The 22,767-nt window shown below is 58.5% G+C and carries 22 protein-coding genes and 1 riboswitch; of the genes, 14 read left to right on the top strand and 8 right to left on the bottom strand.

Annotation, left to right across the window (positions count from 1 at the left end):
- The first annotated feature begins 64 nt into the window (after positions 1 to 64).
- The 10 genes from NE623_RS06240 to NE623_RS06195 all read left to right on the top strand — a co-directional run bounded on the left by NE623_RS06240 (position 65) and on the right by NE623_RS06195 (position 9,422).
- Positions 65 to 1,786 carry an ABC transporter ATP-binding protein/permease gene (locus tag NE623_RS06240; RefSeq protein ID WP_370866700.1) on the top strand — a complete coding sequence of 574 codons (1,722 nt, stop codon included), beginning with the start codon at positions 65 to 67 and terminating at the stop codon, positions 1,784 to 1,786.
- A complete protein-coding gene (locus tag NE623_RS06235; protein WP_256271909.1) occupies positions 1,786 to 3,453 on the top strand; it encodes an amino acid ABC transporter ATP-binding/permease protein in 1,668 nt (555 codons plus the stop codon). The genes NE623_RS06240 and NE623_RS06235 overlap by 1 nt, the downstream gene beginning before the upstream one ends.
- A complete protein-coding gene (locus tag NE623_RS06230; RefSeq protein WP_256271910.1) occupies positions 3,453 to 3,797 on the top strand; it encodes a nitrous oxide-stimulated promoter family protein in 345 nt (114 codons plus the stop codon). The genes NE623_RS06235 and NE623_RS06230 overlap by 1 nt, the downstream gene beginning before the upstream one ends.
- A gap of 422 nt (positions 3,798 to 4,219) precedes the next feature.
- Positions 4,220 to 4,432, top strand: coding sequence for a FeoA family protein (locus NE623_RS06225; RefSeq protein ID WP_256271911.1), 213 nt, complete (start codon positions 4,220 to 4,222; stop codon positions 4,430 to 4,432).
- 62 nt (positions 4,433 to 4,494) lie between these two features.
- Complete coding sequence (locus NE623_RS06220) at positions 4,495 to 4,716, top strand: FeoA family protein (protein ID WP_256271912.1); 222 nt, start codon at positions 4,495 to 4,497, stop codon at positions 4,714 to 4,716.
- A gap of 23 nt (positions 4,717 to 4,739) precedes the next feature.
- Positions 4,740 to 6,938 carry a ferrous iron transport protein B gene (gene feoB, locus NE623_RS06215; RefSeq protein WP_256271913.1) on the top strand — a complete coding sequence of 733 codons (2,199 nt, stop codon included), beginning with the start codon at positions 4,740 to 4,742 and terminating at the stop codon, positions 6,936 to 6,938.
- Between the two features lie 45 nt (positions 6,939 to 6,983).
- Positions 6,984 to 7,193 carry a FeoB-associated Cys-rich membrane protein gene (locus tag NE623_RS06210; RefSeq protein ID WP_256271914.1) on the top strand — a complete coding sequence of 70 codons (210 nt, stop codon included), beginning with the start codon at positions 6,984 to 6,986 and terminating at the stop codon, positions 7,191 to 7,193.
- A 159-nt stretch (positions 7,194 to 7,352) separates the two neighbouring features.
- On the top strand, positions 7,353 to 7,733 hold the full coding sequence (locus NE623_RS06205) for a metal-dependent transcriptional regulator (protein ID WP_256271998.1): 381 nt from the start codon (positions 7,353 to 7,355) through the stop codon (positions 7,731 to 7,733).
- Positions 7,734 to 7,808: 75 nt separating this feature from the next.
- Positions 7,809 to 8,993, top strand: coding sequence for an LL-diaminopimelate aminotransferase (locus NE623_RS06200; RefSeq protein WP_256271915.1), 1,185 nt, complete (start codon positions 7,809 to 7,811; stop codon positions 8,991 to 8,993).
- Positions 8,994 to 9,011: 18 nt separating this feature from the next.
- On the top strand, positions 9,012 to 9,422 hold the full coding sequence (locus NE623_RS06195) for a pyridoxamine 5'-phosphate oxidase family protein (protein WP_256271916.1): 411 nt from the start codon (positions 9,012 to 9,014) through the stop codon (positions 9,420 to 9,422).
- Between the two features lie 215 nt (positions 9,423 to 9,637).
- On the opposite strand, the gene thiT is transcribed toward NE623_RS06195, so the two are convergent.
- The 3 genes from thiT to NE623_RS06180 form a co-directional block, all read right to left on the bottom strand.
- Positions 9,638 to 10,198, bottom strand: coding sequence for an energy-coupled thiamine transporter ThiT (gene thiT, locus NE623_RS06190; protein ID WP_256271917.1), 561 nt, complete (start codon positions 10,196 to 10,198; stop codon positions 9,638 to 9,640).
- A gap of 76 nt (positions 10,199 to 10,274) precedes the next feature.
- Positions 10,275 to 10,392, bottom strand: a riboswitch (TPP riboswitch).
- A gap of 79 nt (positions 10,393 to 10,471) precedes the next feature.
- A complete protein-coding gene (locus NE623_RS06185) occupies positions 10,472 to 10,987 on the bottom strand; it encodes a PTS sugar transporter subunit IIA (RefSeq protein ID WP_256271918.1) in 516 nt (171 codons plus the stop codon).
- Positions 10,988 to 11,092: 105 nt separating this feature from the next.
- Entirely contained in the window at positions 11,093 to 11,659 is a 567-nt protein-coding gene (locus NE623_RS06180) for a TetR/AcrR family transcriptional regulator (RefSeq protein ID WP_256271919.1), read from the bottom strand.
- A 168-nt stretch (positions 11,660 to 11,827) separates the two neighbouring features.
- On the opposite strand from NE623_RS06180, the gene NE623_RS06175 reads away from it, so the two are divergent.
- Positions 11,828 to 12,622, top strand: coding sequence for an HD domain-containing protein (locus NE623_RS06175; protein ID WP_256271920.1), 795 nt, complete (start codon positions 11,828 to 11,830; stop codon positions 12,620 to 12,622).
- A 337-nt stretch (positions 12,623 to 12,959) separates the two neighbouring features.
- Here NE623_RS06175 and NE623_RS06170 read toward each other — a convergent pair whose 3' ends face one another.
- On the bottom strand, positions 12,960 to 14,327 hold the full coding sequence (locus NE623_RS06170) for a sodium-dependent transporter (protein WP_256271921.1): 1,368 nt from the start codon (positions 14,325 to 14,327) through the stop codon (positions 12,960 to 12,962).
- Between the two features lie 142 nt (positions 14,328 to 14,469).
- Here NE623_RS06170 and NE623_RS06165 point away from each other — a divergent pair, with 142 nt between their 5' ends.
- Complete coding sequence (locus tag NE623_RS06165) at positions 14,470 to 15,522, top strand: threonine aldolase family protein (RefSeq protein ID WP_256271922.1); 1,053 nt, start codon at positions 14,470 to 14,472, stop codon at positions 15,520 to 15,522.
- A 180-nt stretch (positions 15,523 to 15,702) separates the two neighbouring features.
- Here NE623_RS06165 and NE623_RS06160 read toward each other — a convergent pair whose 3' ends face one another.
- From NE623_RS06160 to NE623_RS06150, 3 genes are all read right to left on the bottom strand, one after another.
- Positions 15,703 to 16,401 (bottom strand): methionine ABC transporter permease, encoded by a 699-nt coding sequence (locus tag NE623_RS06160; RefSeq protein WP_256271923.1) that lies wholly within the window; start codon positions 16,399 to 16,401, stop codon positions 15,703 to 15,705.
- Positions 16,401 to 17,399, bottom strand: a complete 999-nt coding sequence (locus tag NE623_RS06155; RefSeq protein WP_256271925.1) for a methionine ABC transporter ATP-binding protein — start codon at positions 17,397 to 17,399, stop codon at positions 16,401 to 16,403. Before NE623_RS06155 ends, NE623_RS06160 begins: the two co-directional genes overlap by 1 nt.
- Positions 17,400 to 17,496: 97 nt before the next feature.
- Positions 17,497 to 18,384: a MetQ/NlpA family ABC transporter substrate-binding protein gene (locus NE623_RS06150; RefSeq protein ID WP_256271926.1), complete on the bottom strand. Its 888-nt coding sequence runs from the start codon at positions 18,382 to 18,384 to the stop codon at positions 17,497 to 17,499.
- Positions 18,385 to 18,868: 484 nt separating this feature from the next.
- On the opposite strand from NE623_RS06150, the gene NE623_RS06145 reads away from it, so the two are divergent.
- A complete protein-coding gene (locus tag NE623_RS06145) occupies positions 18,869 to 19,288 on the top strand; it encodes an RrF2 family transcriptional regulator (protein WP_256271927.1) in 420 nt (139 codons plus the stop codon).
- Between the two features lie 162 nt (positions 19,289 to 19,450).
- On the opposite strand, the gene uxaC is transcribed toward NE623_RS06145, so the two are convergent.
- Positions 19,451 to 20,893, bottom strand: coding sequence for a glucuronate isomerase (gene uxaC, locus NE623_RS06140; RefSeq protein ID WP_256271928.1), 1,443 nt, complete (start codon positions 20,891 to 20,893; stop codon positions 19,451 to 19,453).
- A gap of 349 nt (positions 20,894 to 21,242) precedes the next feature.
- On the opposite strand from uxaC, the gene NE623_RS06135 reads away from it, so the two are divergent.
- Positions 21,243 to 22,742: a tagaturonate reductase gene (locus NE623_RS06135; protein WP_256271929.1), complete on the top strand. Its 1,500-nt coding sequence runs from the start codon at positions 21,243 to 21,245 to the stop codon at positions 22,740 to 22,742.
- Positions 22,743 to 22,767 lie beyond the last annotated feature (25 nt).

Raw genomic sequence — 22,767 nt, 5'->3', positions numbered from 1 at the left:
TGATTTTTGCCGCCGCCCGGTATGAGCGACGGCTATTTTATGCACAAAGGACGCAACGCTTATGATGATTAACAAACGCCTGATTGGTATGATGGGCGATTCAAAACGCTATATCGCCAAAAATGTAGTGCTGCAGTGGGTAGCATTGCTAGCGAACATTGCCATGATTTTTGCAGTCTCCGCCTTTTTGGCAGGGCTCTGCGCAGGGCAGGGGGATCTGCCCGCCGCACTGCTGGTGCTGCTGGCCGCGCTGATCGTGCGGTTTTTCTGCACGCAGGGCGCGGCCTCGGCCAGCTACAACGCCAGCCGCACCGTCAAAAAGACGCTCCGCGCCGCCATCTATGAAAAACTCCTGCGCCTTGGCGGCAGCTACACGCAGGCCGTGCCGACGGCTGAGGTCCTGCAGCTGGCAGGTGAGGGTGTCGAGCAGCTGGAAACCTACTTCGGCGCCTATCTGCCGCAGTTTTTCTACGCTATGCTGGCCCCGGTCACGTTGTTTATTGCGCTGGCCCCGGTCAGTCTGCGGGCGGCGGTCATCCTGATGATTTGCGTGCCGCTGATTCCTGTTTCCATCGTGGCTGTGCAGAAATTTGCCAAACGCCTGCTGGGCAAGTACTGGGGCCAGTATGCCGCGCTGGGGGACAGCTTCCTTGAAAATCTGCAGGGGCTGACCACGCTGAAAATCTATCAGGCCGATGGGGCGCGCCACGCCGCCATGAACCGCGAGGCCGAGCATTTCCGCAAGGTGACGATGAAGGTGCTGACGATGCAGCTCAACTCGATCATCGTCATGGACGTGATTGCCTACGGCGGTGCGGCGCTGGGCATTGCCGTGGCAGCTAAGGAGTTTGCCGCGGGCCGGGTTGGCCTGCAGGGAGCACTTTGCATTTTGCTGCTGTCGGCGGATTTTTCCCTGCCTATGCGGGCGCTCGGGTCATACTTCCACGTTGCCATGAACGGTATGGCCGCCAGCGACAAGATTTTCAAGCTGCTGGATTTGCCCGAGGCCAGCGCCAGAACCGCCGAAATCGGCACCGACTGCGCCATTGCCTGCCGTGATTTGCACTTTGGCTACACGCCCGAAAAAGAGACGCTGCACGGTCTGAACCTTGATTTTCCGCAGGGCAGCTTCACCGCGCTGGTCGGCGAGAGCGGCTGCGGCAAGTCCACAGTGGCCGCCGTGCTGACCGGCCGTGTTGCCGGGTACACCGGCCACGTGACCGTGGGCGGGCAGGAGCTTTCCACCATCCGGGAGGAGAGCTTGCTCAAAAATGTAACCCTCGTCAGTCTTGGCAGTCATCTGTTCAAGGGCACGGTGGCCGAAAACCTACGCATGGCCGCGCCGGACGCCGATGATGGCGCGCTGTGGGGCACACTGGAGCAGGTGAATCTTGCGGACTTCCTGCGCGGGGAGGACGGCCTGAACACCCCGCTGACCGAGGGCGGCGGCAACCTGTCCGGCGGGCAGCGGCAGCGTCTGGCACTGGCCCGCGCCCTGCTGCATGATAGCGCCGTCTATATCTTTGACGAAGCCACGTCCAATATTGATGTCGAGAGTGAGAATGACATTATGGCGGGCATCCACCGCTTGGCCGGGCGCAAGACGGTCATCCTGATTTCGCACCGTCTGGCCAATGTCACAAAAGCGGACAATATCTACGTGCTGGACCACGGCAATCTGGCCGGGCAGGGCACCCACGAGGCACTGCTGGCGCAGGGCGGTCTGTACGCCGACCTGTGGAACCGCCAACAGGCGCTGGAAAACTACGGAAAGGAGACGCAGTGATGAAAAACAAACGTACACGCGGCAATTTTAATGTCATGTGCCGTCTTGTTGGTCTGGTAAAGCCGCTGGCGCCGGTTATGGTCTGCGCCGTGCTGCTGGGCGTGGCGGGCTTCCTCTGCGCCATCTTCATCCCGGTTCTGGGCGTCTATGCGCTGTTGGACACCCTGCTGCCCGCCGCGCCGGTTGCACTGGGCACGGTCTGCATACTGCTGCCGGTTCTGGCCGTGGCCCGCGGCGTGCTCCACTACGCGGAGCAGGGCTGCAACCACTTTATCGCCTTCAAGCTGCTGGCACTCATCCGGGACAAGGTCTTTGGCGTGCTGCGCCGTCTGGCCCCCGCCAAGCTGGAGGGCCGCGACAAGGGCGACCTGATTGCTGTATTGACCGCCGACATTGAGCTGCTGGAGGTCTTTTACGCGCACACGATTTCTCCCATCTGCATTGCCGTTATCGTAAGCGTCGTTATGGCGTGCTTTATCGGCGGCTATGCGCCGGTGCTGGGGCTCTACGCAGCCCTCAGCTATGCCGTTATCGGCATCGGCGTGCCGGTGGCCGCCGCCAAAGGGGCGCGCCAATCGGGCGAGAGCTTCCGCGCCGAGTTCGGCGCGCTGAACAGCTTTGTGCTGGACAGCCTGCGCGGCATCCGGGAGAGCCTGCAATATAACGACGGCCCCCACCGGCTGGCGCAGATTAACCAACGCACCGACGCACTCTCCGGGCAGGAGCGCCGCCTAAAGGAAGCGGGCGGCACGGCGCAGGCCATGACCGGGGCCATCATTCTGCTGCTGGACGCGGGTATGCTGGCGCTGGCCGGGCAGCTGTGCAGCACCGGCGTCATCGGTTTTGACGGCGCACTCGTCAGCGTTGTGGCGCTGATGAGCAGCTTCGGCCCGGTCATTGCGCTGGCCAACCTCGGCACCGGGCTGCAGAACACCTTCGCCGCCGGCAACCGCGTGCTGGACATTCTGGACGAGAAGCCCGCTGTTGAGGAGGTCACCACCGGCAAGGACATCACCTTCACCGAGGCGGACGCCCGCCGCGTGACCTTCGGCTACGGCGACAGCGAGATTTTGAAGGAGGTCAGCCTGCATATCCCGCAGAACCAGATTGTGGGCATCACCGGCCGCAGCGGCAGCGGCAAATCCACGCTGCTCAAGCTGCTCATGCGGTTCTGGGACACTGATCTGGGCAGGGTAGAGCTCTCCGGCGAGAACATCAAGGGCATCAACACGGCCTCCCTGCGCGCAGCGGAGAGCTTTGTCGAGCAGGACACCGTGTTGTTCCATGACAGCATCGAGGAAAACATCAGAATTGCCCGACTGGACGCCACTCATGAACAGGTGGTCGAGGCCTGCAAAAAGGCATCCATCCATGACTTTATCATGACGCTGCCGCAGGGCTACGATACACCGGTGGGCGAGCTGGGGGACACTCTCTCAGGCGGCGAACGCCAGCGCATCGGCGTGGCGCGCGCCTTCCTGCACGATGCACCGTTCATTTTGCTGGATGAGCCGACCAGCAACCTCGACAGTCTGAATGAAGCTGTCATCCTGCGCAGTCTGGCCGAGGGGCGCACTAGCAAGACGGTGGTGCTGGTGAGCCACCGTGTTTCCACGATGCGCATTGCCGACACCACCTACTCTGTCGAAAACGGAAGGATGAGCTGATGGCCGCAAAAACGATTACTCCCGAACAAAAGCGCGCGCAGGAGAAGCAGACCGTGGGCCTGATGATTGCGCTGTACTGCCACGGCAACCACGGTACGCCCAAGGGGCAGCTTTGCCCAGACTGCGCGGCCCTGCAGGAGTACGCCGATGCGCGGGTGGACCACTGCCCACATATGGCCGAAAAGACCTTCTGCAGCGTCTGCAAGACCCACTGCTACAAGCCGGAAATGCGGCAGCGCATCCGCGAGGTTATGCGCTGGAGCGGCCCGCGGATGCTGTTCCACCACCCGGTGCTGGCGGTGCGGCATCTGGTTGAAACCCGCAAGCAGAAGAAATCCCAGTGATAGAATCCCCGGAGGCGTACACCCCCGGGGTTGTTTTTGTGATAGGGGAGGGGGATTTTCCGATATGCCGCCCTGTAGGGGCCGGGCACGCCCGGGGCGTCGGGGACGCCGCCCCCTACGGCTGAACCGGAAACGTCATTTTGAGGGAAACACGGCGGGGTGGGGTCACCCCGCCCTACGGGCAGAACATTAACAGCTGCCCGCTTTTGTTTACAAATTATTCAAAAATGACAAAGTTAGTGAATCATAACTAGGCAGTTTTCACGAAAAGTTATAAACGGCTAACTCGGCTATTGACATTGACGGTTAGTGGTGGTAAACTAAAGCCGCAAGCGGTTAGAGCGTTCTAACCGCATACTTCTGCCCTCTGCGTTAGCTTATGCTAATAGCCGACAGGCACTGCAAAAAGGGGAGTGTAAGGAATGCCTTTGACGATGTCCAAAGCGGGCGATACCGTTACCATCCAGAAGATTACCGGCAAGGATGAGATACGCCAGCATCTGGCGGAGCTGGGCTTTGTTGTCGGCGAGACGATTACCGTTGTCAACGAAATCAGCGGCAACCTCATCATTCAGGTCAAGGAGGCGCGCATTGCGCTGGATAAGACCCTGGCCATGCGCGTTATCGTTGCGTAATTTTTTTGAATCCACAGCCGTTGTGCTGTTCGATTGATTGTACCTAAGAGGAGGAACAACGTATGAAAACTCTGAAAGATGCACAGGTCGGCGAGACCGTCACCGTTGCCAAGCTGCACGGCGAGGGCCCTGTCAAGCGCCGCATCATGGACATGGGCCTGACCAAGGGCACCAGCGTCTACGTCCGCAAGGTGGCCCCCTTGGGCGACCCGATGGAGCTGACCGTTCGCAACTATGAGCTCAGCGTCCGCAAGGCTGACGCCGAGATGATTGAGGTTGAGTGAGTTTTAAGAAAGGGGTATAACCAATGGCAATCAAAATTGCACTGGCAGGCAACCCGAACTGCGGTAAAACTACCCTGTTCAACAGCCTGACCGGCTCTAACCAGTATGTCGGCAACTGGCCCGGCGTCACCGTTGAGAAGAAGGAAGGCAAACTCAAGGGTCACGACGATGTTGTGATTCAGGACCTGCCCGGTATCTACTCTCTGTCCCCCTACACGCTGGAGGAGGTTGTCGCCCGCGGCTACCTCGTCAACGAGAAGCCGGACGCTATCTTGAACATCATCGACGGCACCAACATCGAGCGTAACCTCTACCTGACCACCCAGCTGATTGAGCTGGGCATCCCCGTGGTTATGGCCGTCAACATGATTGACCTTGTCCGCAAGAACGGCGACAAGATTGACCTGAAGAAACTCTCCGCCGAGCTGGGCTGCGAGGCCGTGGAAATCTCCGCCCTGAAGAATGAGGGCAGCGAGAAGGCCGCCGAGCTGGCTGTGGCCGCCGCCAAGAAGGCCAAGGCAGGCGAGCTGCCCCACGTCTTTACCGGCAGCGTTGAGCACGCCATCGCCCACATCGAGGAGTCCATCCAGGGCAAGGTCGATGGCCGCTTCCTGCGCTGGTACGCTGTCAAGCTGTTTGAGCGTGATGACAAGGTGCAGGCTGAGCTGAACCTCTCCAAGGAAATCCTCGACCACATCGACGCCCACATCACCGACTGCGAGAAGGAAATGGACGATGACGCTGAGAGCATCATCACCAACCAGCGCTATGCCTACATCAACGGCGTTGTCACCAAAGCTGTCAAGAAGAAGCCCCGCACCGAGAATCTGACCGTCTCCGATAAGATCGACCAGTTCGTCACCAACCGTATTCTGGCGCTGCCGATTTTTGCAGCCATTATGTGGCTGATGTACGCCATCGCGATGGGCACCTCCGTTGCGGACGGCGGCATCGGCATCGGCACCTTTGCCACCGACTGGACGAATGACGTTCTCTTTGGTGAGATTGTCCCTAACGCGCTGGGCGGCTTCCTGGAGGGTCTGGGCATTGCTGACTGGCTGTACGGCCTGATTATGGACGGCATTGTCGCCGGTGTCGGCGCGGTTCTGGGCTTCGTTCCCCAGATGCTCGTTCTGTTCTTCCTGCTCTCCATTCTGGAGGATGTCGGCTATATGGCCCGCGTTGCCTTCATTATGGACCGTATCTTCCGCAAGTTCGGCCTTTCCGGCAAGAGCTTCATCCCCATGCTGGTCGGTACCGGCTGCGGCGTTCCCGGTGTTATGGCTTCCCGTACCATCGAAAATGAGCGCGACCGCCGCATGACCATTATGACCACCTGCTTCATTCCCTGCGGTGCCAAGATGCCCATCATCGGCCTGTTCGCCGGCGCTCTGTTCGGCGGCAGCAGCTGGGTGGCAACCTCCGCTTACTTCATCGGCTTTGCCGCTATCATCATCTCCGGCATCATCCTGAAGAAAACGAAGCTGTTCGCCGGTGACCCGGCTCCCTTCGTTATGGAGCTGCCCGCTTACCACGTGCCCGCTTGGGGCAACGTCCTGCGCGCCACTTGGGAGCGCGGCTGGTCCTTCATCAAGCGCGCCGGCACGGTCATTCTGGCTTCTACTATCATCCTGTGGTTCCTGCAGGGCTTCGGCTTTGAGAACGGTGCGTTCGGCATGGTCGAGGATCAGGACAACTCTCTGCTGGCTGCTGTCGCTTCCTGCATCGCATGGATCTTCATCCCGCAGGGCTTTGGCAACTGGCGCGCAACCGTTGCTTCCATCTCCGGCCTGATTGCCAAGGAGAACGTTGTCGGCACCTTCGGCGTCCTGTACCACTTCGGCGGCGAGCTTTCCGAGAACGGCGATGAAATCTGGGGCGAGGTTGCCAACGACTTCACCTACATCTCCGCTTACAGCTTTATGATTTTCAACCTGCTGTGCGCTCCCTGCTTCGCTGCTATGGGCGCCATCAAGCGCGAGATGAATAACGGCAAGTGGACGGCCATCGCCATCGGCTATATGTGCCTGCTGGCCTACTGCGCTTCTCTGGTGGTTTACCAGATTGGCGGCCTGATTGCCGGTGAGGTTGGCTTCAACTTCTTCACCATCGTGGCTGTTGCCATCATCGCCTTCACGATTTACCTCCTGTTCCGCCCCAACAAGTACGAGAACGTCAACGAGGTTCAGTTCGATTCCAAGAAGGCTGTTTCCGCAAAATAATCTGCTTTATCACAAGCCGCACTCTACAGAAAGGAGCGAGTTTTTATGATGGCTTTTCTGGCAGCAAATTTCAATCTGCCTACAATCATTGTTGCAAGTATCGTGTTCGGCGGCACCGGCTGGCTGATGTACCACGAGCACAAGACCGGCGGCCTCGGCTGCTGCGATGGCTCCTGCGGGGGCGGCTGCGGTAGCTGCGGCAGTCATGGCGGCTGCACAGGCAACTGTAAGACCTGCAGCGGCTGTCATCATTAACAACCACAGTGCCTGAAAGGGTGCGGGCTATTTCGGCCCGCACCCTTTTTGTATGGCAACACCGCATAATTCTAAGTGCCGATGCAGCGGTGCTTAAGCCGTAAGGCGCGAATTGTGCGGCGTTGCCTTATGGTGTAAAGGAGAGATGTGCCATTGAATATGACCGATTCCCATCTGCGCTATTTGCTGGCAATTCACCGCTTGGCGCAACAGAATACTGAAGTTTCCCCGCTGGCACTGGCGCAGGTCATGGGCGTGACCAAGCCCAGCGTGACCAGCATCCTGACCAGCCTGATGAAGCAGGGGGTCATTGTGCGGCAGCGGTACGGCAAAATTTATATCACCGACCGGGGTGTACTCTATGCGCGGTTCTATGCGGAGCGCGTTGCCGACATTCTGCAGCATTTTCCCCTAAAGGAAGCGGCCTTCACCCAGGAGGAGCGCTACAACGCCGCTGTGGCCATGGCCGTGGCTCTGCCCGCCCGCGAGGTTGACGAGAAATGCGCGGCGCTGTATGACGCAGACGCCGCCCGCGCATAAAATCCGCTATTGCACACGCCGTCAATTTGTGGTAAAGTTATTTTATATAAAGGTAAAAAAAGAGGGGGACTATCCATGCAGCTGAATCCGCATTACGCAGAGCTGAACGAGAGCTATCTGTTCAGCACCATCGCCCACAAGGTGGCTGACTACCAGAAGGCCCATCCCGAAGCCGACATCATCCGTCTGGGCATCGGCGATGTCACCCTGCCGCTGGCAGCCTCTGTGACCGAGGCTATGCATAAGGCGGTGGAGGAGCAGGGCCACAAGGGCACCTTCCACGGCTACATTCCCAGCGAGCAGGGCTATGAGTTCCTGCGCGAGGCCATCCGCAAGTATTACGCAGGCCACGGCGTCGAGCTGGATATGCCGGAAATTTTCATTTCCGACGGTGCCAAGAGCGATTTGGGCAACCTGCTGGATCTGTTCAGCCAGAATAACACGATTCTCGTTCCCGACCCGGTCTACCCGGTTTACGTGGATGATAACGTGATGGCAGGCCGCAAAATCCTGTATCTGCCCGCCACCGCAGAGAATGGCTTCCTGCCCATGCCGGAGGAGGCCCCCCACGCGGACATCGTCTACATCTGCAGCCCCAACAACCCTACCGGCGCAACCTACTCTGTGGAGCAGCTGAAGGCGTGGGTGGACTGGGCCAAAGCCAATGATGCCGTCATCCTGTTTGACGCCGCCTATGAGTGCTTTGTCACCGAGCCGGGCCTCGCCCGCAGCATCTTTGAGGTGGAGGGTGCCAAGGAGGTTGCCATTGAGGTGTGCAGCTTCTCCAAGATTGCAGGCTTCACCGGTACCCGCTGCGGCTACACCGTGGTGCCGCAGGCGCTGGCAGGCGGTAAGCTGAACAAGATGTGGCTGCGCCGCCAGACCACCAAGTTCAACGGCGTTGCCTATGTGGTGCAGCGCGGTGCCGAGGCCGTCTTTACCGAAGAGGGCATGAAGGAAATCCAGCACAATCTGGACTACTACCGCGCCAACGCCGCCGTGATTGCCGCCGCGCTGGACGAGGCAGGCATCTGGTACTGTGGCGGCAAGAACAGCCCCTACATCTGGCTGCGCTGCCCCAACGAGATGGGCAGCTGGGAGTTCTTTGACTGGCTGCTGGAGAACGCCCACGTTGTCGGCACCCCCGGCGAGGGCTTCGGCCCCTGCGGGAAGGGATATTTCCGGTTGACCGCGTTCGGTGACGCCGAGCGCACCAAGGAGGCCGCCGCACGCCTCAAGGCTGCGCTGGCGGCGCTGTAACGAAGGAGGAACCGTACCATGAAACCGAATGAAGAAATCATGGAATTCCTGAAAGAGAATCCCACCTTCTACCTTGCCACTGTTGAAGGCTATCTGCCGCGTGTGCGCCCCATCGGCTTTGCCATGTGGTACAAAGGCCACCTGTGCATTGCGCTGGGCAAGCACAAGGCTGCCTACAAGCAGCTGCTGGACAACACAAACCTGGAAATCTGCGCCGCCAATGACCGCGGCGAGTGGTTGCGCGTGCAGGGCACTGCCAACTTTGACAACACGCCCGAGGCGCAGGCTGCCGCCTTTCAGGTGATGCCCCAGCTGGCCGACCTCTACAACGAGGAAACCGGCAACAAGCTCGGCATCGTCTACCTCGACCATCTCTCCGCCAAGCTGTTCTCGATGTCCGGCACGGTCAAGGATATTATGAATTACTGATAGCCCCTATAGCGACAAAAAAATTTCCTTGTGCATTCTGATATGCACAAGGAAATTTTTTTACGCAGTGCATTGGCACGGTGGCATACGGCAAATGGTATCTGGCGGGGAACTTTCCCCCCTTCGGGGGGAAGCTGTCACCGCAGGTGACTGATGAGGACAAGCCTTCCGCAATCACCATTTACCGGGCAGCCACCCATTTCCGTTTTAACGCTTTACTGCTCCGCAAACAGCTGGGGCGCGGCCTTGAACAGCAGCACAGCGGCTACCGTGGTCAGGATGGTCTCCGGCAGCATATAGCTGCCGTTGTAGGTCAGGCTGTAGATCCATGCGGGCAGGCCGTCACTCAGGTTGCCCCAGATCAGCACGCCGGACAAAAAGCTGCACAAAAAGCGGATGCCACACACCGCCGCCGTGCCGACAGCCACACCGACCGTGCGGTTCTTGAACAGTCCCGCAATTCCGCCAGCCAGTCCCAGCAGGGTAAAGGCCAGCACATAATCCAGCAGAATCATCCCCACCAGCGGCAGCAGGCCGGGGGCCGGGGGTGCGTAGAAGCCCAGCAGCATCTGCAGCAGGCTGTTGACCAAGCCGGTAAATAGCCCCCACTTCACGCCGTGGCGGAAGGAAATCATAATGAAGGGCAGCATACTCAATAGGGTGATGGAACCGCCGTTGGGCATCTCGAAAATTTTGATGTTTGCCAGCACGGTGCCAAGGGCAATCATCAGGGCGCACTCTACCAGTGTGCGGGTTTTGGAATAGGTTTTGGACATAGTTTTCACTCCTCAAAAAATGTAACATAAAAACAAGAAAGCGCCTGCAACAAACGTGCAGGCGCAAAAGCGTTATGACTGTTGGGGTCAAACTTCCTACGCCGGCATTACCCGGATCAGGTTCAAGGTGACCCGAAACTGCGGTTTGTTTCGGTCTCAGCCGAGGATGCCCCTCAGCGCCCCTGTTTTTATGTCCAGTTTTATTATATATGCCCCGCGGGATTTGTCAAGCAAAAGGCGCTCCTCCCAACGGAGAAGCGCCCCAGAAGCATATTATTTGCTCACCTTGATAAGGTCCGCGCCCGGCTCCACGGCGCCGGAGGCCACAACCTCCACGTCCTTGAAGTCATCGGTGTTCGTCACAACCGTGATGACCACGGCGGGGTGGCCTGCGGCGGCAATCTTGCCCAGATCCATCTCCAGCAGCAAATCACCCTGCTTGACCTTGTCGCCGACCTTGACCTTCGGGCTGAAGCCGTCACCCTTCATCTCCACGGTATCCACGCCGACATGAATCAGGATTTCCACGCCGCTGTCCGCCATAATGCCCAGCGCATGGCCGCTGTCCGGAGCCTGCGTAATCTCACCGGAGGCCGGGGCAAAAACCTTGCCCTCCGTGGGGTCGATGCCGCAGCACTTGCCAAGAATCCCCTGTGCAAACACTTCATCGGGGATGTTCTCCATCGCAACCACGGTGCCCTTGGCGTCCGCCGTCAGCATCTGGGGGAAGGCCGGTGCCGCGGGGGCGGCGGGCTCGGCCGCTTTCTTCAGAAAATCAAAAAATCCCATTGCAGTTCTCTCCTTCAAAATTCCCGTGTGGGGAATAGTTTGTGATATTTTTATTATACTCCGTCTGCGCACAAAAGGCAAGGTGATCCGCGCAGAATCGTTCGCTCAAATGTGCTCTTTTACGGCACGAATGGCCCGCCACGTGATGCGTGCAATCTCGGCCGGCGGCGGCTGGAACCCGGCCTCCTGCCAGGCCACAATCGTGCCGAAGCAGCCGTTGACCGCAAAGGCCAGCAGATATTTCTGCTCCTCCGTGCCGCCGTCCGTGGTAAAGCCGCCCAAGCAGCGCTCCGCCACCAGCTTTTTGGCATTGCGAGTAAACTCCGACTCCCAACTTTTGCCGTAAAGGGCGGCGCAGAGCTCGGGGTTCTCGGTCATATAGGTGAACAGCGCCACCAGCGCAGGGGGAGCATCCTCCTGCGAGATGCTGGGAATTAGCGTGTCCATCAAATCATTCAGCCTCGCAAGCTGGGTGGCCTCCATCTGGTCCATCAAGGCATAAATGTCCGCGTAGTGGAAATAGAATGTGCCGCGGGATATTCCGGCCATCTCGGTCAGCTCCCGGACTGTGATTTCCCGCAGGCTTTTCTGCTGCAACAGCGTGATAAGCGCCTGGTAGAGCCGCTGCTTGGTCAAGCGTACACTGCGGTTGGCGTCCCCTTTGGCGTTCATTGTATGCACCGCCTTCCTCGCGATTTTCTACATTAAGAATAGCTGTTTTTGCCGCCATTGTCAAGGATTTTTAAACTATTTGTACGAAAATGTCGTTCTTCGTTGATATATTTTTATCAAAATTGTGGCCTGTAAATATGCTACAATAAGGGCAGGGAAGTGATAGCTATGAAAATCGACCGCGTCCGTGCGCAGCGGGCCTTTGCCGCCTACACCGCACACTACAATGCCGCCGACCCGAAAGTAAAGCTGAAAATTGACCACACCTACCGCGTGGCCGCGCTCTGCGCCCGCATTGCCCGCAGCCTGAGCCTGCCGCCGGAGGATGTCGATTTGGCATGGCTGTGCGGCCTGCTGCACGATGTGGGCCGCTTTGAGCAGCTGCGCCGGTACAACACCTTTATTGATTCGCAGTCGGTCAGCCACGCCGCCCTCAGCGTGCAGGTGCTGTTTGACGAGGGCCGCATCCGCGACTATGTGGACGACCCGGCCGAGGACGCCCTGCTGTGCACCGCCGTGGAATGGCACAGCGCCTTTCGCCTGCCGGAAAAGCTCGATGCCCGCACGCGGACATTCAGCCAGCTTCTGCGCGATGCCGACAAGATTGACATTCTGCGCGTCAACGTTGAGACGCCGCTGGAGGAAATCTACAACGTCAGCACCGTGGCATTGCGCCAGAGCCCGGTGACGCCCGCCGTGCTGGACGCCTTTTATGAGCACCACTGTGTGCTGCACAGCCTGAAAAAGTACCCCGCCGACAACGTGGTCGGCCACGCCTCGCTCGTGTTTGAGCTGTGCTATCCCGAAAGCCTGCGCATTGTGGACGAGCAGGGCTGGCTGTGGCGGCTGCTGGATTTCAAGACCGATAACCCCGCCACTGCCGCCGCCTTTACCGCCGTCACCGCCGAAATGCACCGCTGGCTGGGGGAGCATGGGGCCGCGGGGCCGCACGGCTCGCATTAACGCCCCGCTTGCTGCGGGCGAGTAATGCTCGCTCCTACAATATATATTGTCAATCATCCATTGCACCGTAGGGGCCGGGCACGCCCGGCCTGCACGTCACCCCGCAACGGCTGCTTGCGGGAAACTTTCCTCCCATCCGGCCCTGCGGGGCCACCTTCCCCCAGAAAAGGGGGGAAGGCTTTGGAGGCGAATAGCTTCCCCCTCCGGGGGAAGCTGTCAGCGGCCCCGACCGCTGACTGATGAGAGTAAACCTTGCCACAAGCCGCCTCTATCGCACACCCACAAAAAACTGCCGATGGCCTGTCACAGCCACCGGCAGTTTTCTATACGTATGCGGTTACACCAGTCCTTGCACCAGAATTACGGCAATCAGCACCGGCAATACAAATTTGAAATACGGCTTGACCCAGACGGGCATATGCGGGCCGCTGCCGGTGTTGCACTCGGCGGCGTACTTATCATAGCCCCAGCCCCATTTGCTGACGCAGAACAGCAGATACACCAGACTGCCGCCCGGCAGCAGCAGGTTACTGACGAGGAAATCCTCAAAATCCAGCACCGTGCTGCCCGCGCCCATCGGCTGAATAAAGCTCCACACATTGTAGCCCAGCGCGCAGGGCAGACCCAGCACCACCAGCGCTGCCGCGCCAATCAGGCAGGCCATGCGGCGGTCCCAGCCAAAGTTCTCGCACGCGCAGGCGATGAGGTTCTCAAACACCGCAATGACCGTGGAGAAGCTGGCGAAGGTCATAAACAGGAAGAACAGCGTGCCCCACAGTCGGCCGCCCGCCATACTGGTGAAAACGTTGGGCAGCGTAATGAAAATCAGGCTGGGGCCCGCGTCGGGCGAAATGCCGAACGAGAAGCAGGCCGGGAAGATGATAAGTCCCGCGCAGACCGCCACAAAGGTGTCCAGCACGCAGATGCGGGCGGCCTCGCCCGGCAGGGTAAAGCGGCGGTCCATATAGCTGCCGAAAATCTCAATCGCGCCAATGCCGAGGCTCAGCGTGAAGAAGGACTGGTTCATCGCCGCCGTGATAACGTTGCCAAGGCCCTGTTCCTTTGCGCGGCCCCAGTCGGGCAGCAGATAGAAGGCCAGCCCATCCGCCGCACTGCTGAGGGTAAAACTGTGGACAACCAGCACCAGAATCAGCACCAGAAGGGCGCTCATCATCCACTTGCCAACCTTTTCCAGACCGCCCTGTAGGCCGCGCCCGCAGACCAGGAAGCCCGCCAGCGTGATGACCGCCATCCAGAACACCTGCTCCACCGGGCTCGCCAGCATCTCCCCAAAGACGCTACCGGTCTGCTCAGCGGTCAGGCCGTCAAAGCGGCCGGTCAAAAAGCGGAAGAAGTAGTCCAGCATCCAGCCGGAAACGGTGGTGTAGTACATCATCAGCAGCGCACAGCCCGCCATGCAGAACCAGCCGTGGATGTGCCACTTGCTGCCCGCTGGCTCCAGCGTCTTGTACGCGCTACGCGCCGCGCCGTGGCCCGCACGGCCGACCGCCAGCTCCATCGTGAGCACCGGCAGACCCATAAGCACCAGAAAAATCAGGTAGAACAGCACAAAAATGCCGCCGCCGTTCTGCCCTGTGACGGTAGGGAAGCGCCACACGTTGCCAATGCCGATGGCACAGCCCGCGCTGACCAGAATGAAGCCAAGGCGGGAACCAAAGCTCTCACGTTGTTTTTGGGGTTCCATAGTATTCCTCTTTTCTTACATAATTAACATTACTATAGCGTAAATTCAGCATACTTGCAATAGGCCCGGTGCAATGCTATAATAAAACAAAACCGGCAGGGCCCCGCCCTGCGGCCATTGTGTAAAGGGAGATATGATTTTTATGCTTCGTTTTGAATGTGACTACGGCGAGGGTGCCGCCCCCGCTGTGCTGGATTGGATGCAGAAAACCAATTTTGACCAGACCCCCGGCTATGGTGAGGACGAATACTGCGCCAAGGCCGCTGCGCAGATCAAACAGCTGTGCGACGCGCCAGACGCCGATGTGCATTTTTTTGTCGGTGCAACGCAGGCAAACCTGACAGTTATCGCGGCGGCACTCAAACCGTGGCAGGGCGTGCTCTGCGCGGACTCCGGCCACATCCACGTGCATGAGACCGGCTCCATCGAGGCCACCGGTCACAAGTGCCTGGCTCTGCCCAGCAAGAACGGCAAAATCACCGCCCGCCAGATTCGCAAGGCCGTGGAGGAGCACCGCGCCAACGCCAGCCACGAGCACGAGGTGCAGCCCGGTATGGTGTACATCTCCAACCCCACCGAGGTCGGCACCCTTTATAATAAGGAAGAGCTGACCGACATCTCCGCTGCCTGCTATGAGCTGGGCCTCTATCTGTTTGTGGACGGTGCCCGCATGGCCTACGGCCTGACGAGCCCCGCCAATGACCTGAGCCTGCAGGATTACGCCGCACTCTGCGACGTGTTCTATCTCGGCGGTACCAAGTGCGGTGCGCTCTTCGGCGAGGCCGTTGTCATCACAAACGATGACCTCAAGCCCGATTTCCGCTATTGCCTGAAGCAGCACGGCGGTATGCTGGCTAAGGGCCGCCTGCTGGGCGGGCAGTTTCTGGCCCTGCTGGACGGCGAGGACGGCAGCGGGAACAGTCTCTACTTCACGATGGCCCGCCGCGCCGACGAGCAGGCCTTGCGCATCCGCGCCGCCTTTGAGGCCAAGGGCTGCAAGCTGCTGCACGATTCCCCGACGAATCAGCAGTTCTTTGTTCTGCCGGACGAGTGGTATGAAAAGCTGGCCGAGCGCTACGCTATGACCCACATGGGCAAGCCGGACAAGCACCACACCGCCGTGCGCATCTGCACCAGCTGGGCCACCAAGGACGAAAACGTGGACGCCCTGATTGCCGATGTGAACGCACTGTAAGTGCGACTTGCCGGAAAATACGCACAGGATATACGTTAAATACAGTATATTATTGCATTTTGCCTTTTGCAGAACGGTCGCTACCGGGAAGCAGCCCGATTGACCGTAATTATCATTTTCCTCAAAGCCCAAAAAATCCCGCATCGTTTCCGATGTGGGATTTTTGCATTGCGATAGGATTTACTTCTGTACGCGCTTGTCGCACTTGATGGCCAGCTTGGTACCGACCGTCTGCAGAATCTGCACCAGCACCACCAGCAGCGCTGTGGCAAAGAATTCCAGTACCACGTTAAAGCGGTAGTAGCCGTAGTTGATGGCAATCTTGCCCAGACCGCCGCCGCCGATGATACCAGCCATAGCGCCGTAACCCATAATGGTTGTGGCGGCAATCGTCACGTTGGCCACCAGACTGGGCATACTCTCGGGCACCATAACCTTGGTGATAATCTGCAACGGCGTTGCGCCCATGCTCTGCGCGGCTTCAATCACACCGGCGTCCACCTCGCGCATACTCGTCTCCACAAGGCGGGAGACAAACGGGAAGGAGGCAATGACCAGCGGCACAATCGAAGCCACCGTGCCGATGGATGTGCCCACAATGGCGCGGGACAGCGGGATAACGATAATCATTAAAATCAGAAAGGGCACGCTGCGCAGCAGGTTTACCAGACCGTTCAGCAGCGCCATAACCCAGCGGGGCAGGGGACGCACGCCGCCCTGCTCACCGGTGACCAGGCAGACACCCAGCGGCAGGCCGATGACCAGCGCCAGCAGCGTGGCCACCGCCGTAGACCAGATGGTTTCCCACGTTTCAAACGGAATGGTGGGCAAAATCTGCAAGAACGTCTGCCAGTCCTTGCCTGCAAAAAACTCTGCCATCAGCCGTTCACCTCCTCATAGGTAATGCCGGGATAATTCTTGATGTACTCCAGCGCCGCAGCGGCCTTGTCGCCATCGGGCAGGGCCAGCAGCATACTGCCCAGCGTCTGACCGTTCACGATGCGGGTATCGGCCGCCATGATGGACACCAGTGCGCCGCACTCGATGGCAAGGCTTGCCACAAGGGGCTTGTCGGTCGTCTGGGTGCCGCCGAACGCCACGCGCACCAGCTTGTGGCCGGGCAGGCTTTCCACCTGCGGGGCACCGGCAGGGTAGACGAGCCGCCGCGCCGCCTTGGACGTCGGGTGGCTGAAGATGGCCTGCACCTCACCCTCCTCGACGACGGTGCCGTTATCCAAGATGGCTACACGGTTGCAGACCTCCTCGACGACGCTCATCTGGTGGGTGATGATGACGACCGTGATGCCCAGCTCGCGGTTGATTTTCTGAATCAGCTGCAAAATGGCATGGGTCGTGTTGGGGTCCAGCGCACTGGTGGCCTCATCGCAAAGCAGCACCTTCGGGTCGGTCGCCAGCGCGCGGGCAATCGCAATGCGCTGCTTCTGGCCACCAGACAGCTGCGCGGGGTAGGCATCCGCCTTGTCGGGCAGACCGACCAGCTCCAGCAGTTCGCGGGCACGGGCTTCGGCCTTGTCCTTGGGGACCTTGGCCAGCTCCATCGGGAACATAATGTTGCGCAGGCAGGTGCGCTGCATCAGCAGATTAAACTGCTGAAAAATCATCGTAATCTCGCGGCGGGCGGCGCGCAGCTCGGCTGCGTTCAAGCTCTGCATCTGCTTGCCGTTCACCGTCACGCTGCCCTCATCCGGGCGCTCCAGCATGTTGATGCAGCGCACCAACGTAGATTTACCGGCGCCCGACATGCCGATGATGCCATAGACATCGCCGTCCTGTATCGTCAGGTTAATGTCGTTCAGCGCGACGACCGTGCCGCCCTGCGTGGCAAAGCGCTTGGTCAGGTGTTGCAGTTCGATCATGGGTGGTTCTCCCTCATTTACAAAGATAGCGAATGAGCCAAAAAACTCATTCGCTATTGATTTTACTCTATAATCCGCTATGTTTCAAGGATTATTTTTAGAAAATGGCCACAACCGCACCGTCATAGGTCTGGTCGATGTAGTTCTTGACCTCGTCGCTCTGCAGGGCCTTCAGCAGGGCCTGGATGGCGGGGTTGTTCTCGTTGCCTTCCTTCACAACCAGAACGTTGGCGTAGGTCTGGGCAGCCTCAGAGGAAGCATCCTCGGTAGCCAGCGCGTCCTTGCCGACGGAGAAGCCGGCCTCCATTGCGTAGTTGCCATTGATAACAGCAAAGTCAACATCCTGCACGGTGCGGGGCAGCTGGGCAGCCTCGATTTCCTCAATCTGCAGGTTGTGGGGGTTCTCGGTGATGTCGTTGACGGTGGCGGTCAGACCAGCGCCGTCGCGGACGGTAATCAGGCCCTGGGCAGCCAGCAGCTGCAGAGCGCGGGCCTCGTTGGTGGTATCGTTGGGAACGGCAATCGTAGCGCCGTCAGCGATGTTGGCCAAATCGTTGCTCTTGCCCGGGTAGATGCCGAACGGCTCATAGTGGATAGCGCCGACGCTGACCAGATGGGTGCCGTTCTCCTCGTTGAAGCTCTCGAGGTAGGGGGTGTGCTGGAAGTAGTTGGCGTCCACCTCGCCGCTTTCGGTGACGAGGTTGGGCTGGACATAGTCGCTGAACTCGACAACCTCAAGGGTGATGCCCTGCTCGGCCAGAATATCCTTGGCAACGTTCAGAATCTCGGCGTGGGGCGTGGGGGAGGCGGCAACCTTCAGGGTGGTACCGGCCAGCTCGCTGGTTTCAGCGGTGGACTCGGCAGCCTCGCTGGAAGCAGCGGTGCTCTCGGTGGAGGCAGCCTCGGTGGAAGAAGCGGAGGAGCCGCAGGCGGCCAGGCTCAGGGCCAGAGTAGCGGCAAGCGTAGCAGAAATCAGTTTTTTCATGGTAAATTCTCCTTTATAATTGTCAGGTGTGTTGTTTTTTGAATGTGCGGTTCCCTCAAATCAACACATTCGCACACCGGGCTGCTTGTAAACGGGACCTCTTTCCATAGTCACAAACTTCCTTTCTAAACAAAAGCGGGATGTCGGCTTTCCGGCATCCCGCTGCAAGTTTTCTTTATGCGGCAAAATTTGCGCGCAAGAAAGCTGGCACAGGACGCTTACGCATCATGCACATGCACATCATCATACCGGAATAGGCTGCGCTCATGGTTCTGTACCCCTTTCATTTGTTTTGGTCGGCTTGTTTGCTTTCCATGCTCCAAAGTATACGCCAAACAATCGGTTCTGTCAACACTTGGTTGCACAAAAATGCACATTTCGGCGTTTTGCATATATCCTACTGGTTTAGTGGGTAGCAAACTTGCAAAATTCCTAGAATTGTGGTATGATTAGAACACTGACTTGTGATAAAGGGAGCATCACCATGAAATTCTCGACCCGTGACCGTTATGCCCTGCGCCTGATGGTAGAACTGGCCAACCGCCCCAACGATTTGATTCCGCTGAAGGAAATCAGTGATAAGCAGCGCATCAGCTTAAAATATCTGGAGCAGATTGTCACCCCGCTGGCCAAGGCGGGGCTGGTGTCCAGCGTGCGCGGTGCGCAGGGCGGCTACCGTCTGGCGCGCCCCGCTGAGGAAATCACCTCCGGCGAGATTCTGCGCGCCGTAGAAGGGGAGCTGACCGCCATTCCGTGTCTGGCCTCCTCAGTGGACTGCCCCCACCGCAGCCAATGCCACACGCTGGATTTCTGGTCCGGGCTGAATGATTTGATCAACAAATACGTGGACGGCATCACCCTTGCCCAGCTCCGCACCATGCCGGAGGTTCCGGAAGGGGAGTAATGGAGTCCATACCCGTTATGGTTTGCTTGTAGGGGGCGGCGTCCCCGACGCTCCGCGGCGCTTGCAACGGCCGACCCACATTCCCGGTATGACAATTTGAATGAAAACAAAAAGCACCCCCATCGACGTTATGATATCGACGGGGGTGCTGCTATTCAGAGATTACAGATTAAAATACCGCTTTGCGTTGTAGTAGCTGATGCCCTCGACAATCTTCTTCAAGGACTTCTCATCGTTGGGGTACTGGCCGTTCTCGACCCAGTTGCCAATCAGGTTGCACATCAGGCGGCGGAACAGCTCGTGGCGGGTGTAGCTCAGGAAGCTGCGGCTGTCGGTCAGCATACCAATGAAGTTGCCCAGCAGACCCAGACGAGCCAGCGTCTTCATCTGCTGATACATACCGTCATCCGTGTCGCAGAACCACCAGGCGGAGCCCAGCTGAATCTTGCCGGGAATCTCGTCATCCTGGAAAGCGCCCAGAATCGTGCCCAGCATATCGAAATCGGCGGGGTTCAGGCTGTACAGGATGACCTTCGGGCAGGCATCAGCCTTGGTCAGCGCACTCAGCAGACTGCTGATGGTGGCGCTGCAATCGGTCACGGCAATCATATCAAAACCGGTGTCGGGGCCGAGCTTGCGGTACATCTTGTCATTGACGTTGCGCAGGCAGCTATAGTGCATCTGCATAGCAACGTTGTATTTCTTGTACAGGGCACCCAGCTTCAGCAGCAGGTAGGTGGTGTAGGCGTCGCCCTCCTCCTTGGTCAGGGTCTCGCCGGCCATCGCCTTCTTGAAGGCGGCGGTAGCCTTGTCGGCGTCGGTCTCCACGTAGGGGATGTAGTCCAGACCGTGGTCAGAGGCGCGGCAGCCCATCTCCACAAAGAACCGCAGGCGCTCGTCCAGGGCGCTGACAACGCAGTCGGCGCAGGCAAACTTGCGGCCGACAACCGCCTCCAGCTTATGGATATAGTCAGCAAAGCCTTCCTTGCGGATGTTCAGGACCTTGTCGGGGCGGAAGGAGGGAGCAACCACAACCTTGATGGTGGGATCCTCTTTAATCTTCTTGTGCCACTCCAGAGAGTCGATGGGGTCATCGGTGGTGCCGACCATCGCAACGTTGCTCTGCTCAATCAGGCCACGAACCGTCAGCTTCGGGTCATTCTGCAGCTTCTCGTTGCAGAGATTCCAGACCTCCTCGGCGGTCTCACCGTTCAGCACGCCCTCATAGCCGAAGTACTTCTTCAGCTCGAGGTGGCACCAGGTGTACATCGGGTTGCCGATGGCCATTTCCAGGCTCTCGGCAAACTTCTGGAAGCGCTCGCGGTCGGGCTTGTCGCCGGTGATGTACTCCTCGGGCACGCCGTTGGAGCGCATCACACGCCACTTGTAGTGGTCGCCAAAGTAGTAGTCGCTGCCATCGGCCAGCACCTGATGGCCGCCCAGCCAGACCTGCGCGATGTTTTCAAAGCGGCGGTCCTCATAAATTTCCTGCGGGGGAATGTGGCAGTGATAGTCCACGATGGGCAGCTTGGCCGAGTAATCATGGTACAGATGCTGCGCGGTGGGGGTCTCCAGCAAAAAGTCCTTGTCCATAAACGCTTTCATGTACAGACGCTCCTTATTTATAAATAGTTGAATCGAACTGCAGACGCTTCGGGCCGATAGCACAAACCTTGCGCACCAAAACCGACCCAAAACACCATACTCTGTTACTATTATACATAACAAAAAGTGCTTGCACAAGTTGCAAAAATTGCTTGTTGACCGAAATAATAGCCAAAAAACGCGGTGTGTAGTTGTGCAAGATGCGGAAAGCAAAAAAGAGCGCAAAATATGTGCGCTCCTTACAGAATGAATCTTGACGAAATGGCCTAAAGAAAATACAATGTAGGTAACAAGGCGTGCTGCGGCATAATACTGCGCACAAGAATTGTGTATATAAGGAGAAGCGTTTATGGAAACCTTGAATTATGAAGTTCTGGCAAAATCCGGCTACAACGGCTATATCCTGAAGGATGCACCCGAGAAGGTCCTGCAGTTTGGCGAGGGCAACTTCCTGCGTGCATTCGTTGATTACTGGTTTGATCTGGCCAACGAGAAGGCCGGTTGGAACGGCAAGTGCGTTCTGGTTCAGCCCATCGCCCCGGGCCTGTCCAAGATGATTAACGAGCAGGAGGGTCTGTACACCCTCTATCTGCGCGGCAGTGAAAACGGCCAGAAGGTCGATGACAAGCGCGTCATTTCCAGCGTCTCCCGCTGCCTGAATCCGTATGAGGAGGAGGGCTTCAAGCAGATGATGGAGGTTGCCGCCAGCGATGATCTGGAAATCATCGTTTCCAACACCACCGAAGCAGGCATCGTCTATGACCCTGCCTGCAAGCTGGAAGATGTCCCCGCATCCAGCTTCCCCGGCAAGCTGACCCAGGTGCTGTACCACCGCTACAAGGCAGGCAAGAAGGGCATCATTATGCTGGCCTGCGAGCTGATTGACAACAACGGCAAGGAGCTGCTCAAGTGCGTCAACCAGTACATCGAGCAGTGGGGCCTTGAGGACGGCTTCAAGAAGTACGTCAACGAGGACTGCACCTTCTGCGGCTCTCTGGTAGACCGCATTGTTCCGGGCCGTATCCGTGACCCGAAGGAAGTTGCCGAGCTGGAAGCCAAGCACGGCTACGCTGACCCCCTGCTGGACGTCGGCGAGGTGTTCGGCGTCTGGGTCATCGAGGGTGACACCAAGCTGAACGATGTGCTGCCCTTCCGCAAGGCAGGCCTTGAGGATCACGTCTTTGTGACCCCCGATATGAGCCCCTACAAGAAGCGCAAGGTCCGCATCCTGAACGGCGCGCACACCGGCTTTGTGCTGGGCGCTTATCTGGCCGGCTTTGACATTGTGCGCGACTGTATGCACGATGCCACCATTCTGGGCTATATGAACAAGATGCTGCTGCAGGAGGTTGTGCCCATTCTGCCGCTGGACCAGGAGGACTGCAAGAAGTTTGCCGCCGCCGTGGAGGACCGCTTCAACAACCCGTTTGTCAACCATGAGCTGATGAGCATTTCCCTGAACTCCACCTCCAAGTGGCGCGCCCGCAATATGCCGTCCTTCCTCGAGTATGTCGAGAAGAACGGCAAGCTGCCCACCTGCCTGACCATGAGCTTTGCTGCTTACCTTGCCTTCTACAGCAATGACGTGCAGGAGCTGACCGACAAGGGTCTGGTCTGCAAGCGCGCCAAGGGCAACGAGTACACCGTCTCCGATGACCGCTGGGTGCTCGAGTTCTACAACGAGCACAAAAATGACGATGTGCCCACCCTCGTCCACGCTGTTATGGCCAACGAGAAGATGTGGGGTCAGGACCTGACGAAGGTTCCCGGCTTTGAGGAAGCCACCGTCAAGAATCTGACCACCATCCGCGAGCAGGGCGCTCTGGCCGCTTACAAGAGCTGCCTGTAAAACAGTAACCCCCACCGGGGCCGGA

This window comes from Gemmiger formicilis (genome assembly GCF_024462815.1).
Taxonomy (GTDB): domain Bacteria; phylum Bacillota; class Clostridia; order Oscillospirales; family Ruminococcaceae; genus Gemmiger.
This window is presented reverse-complemented; position numbering and strand designations above follow the sequence as displayed.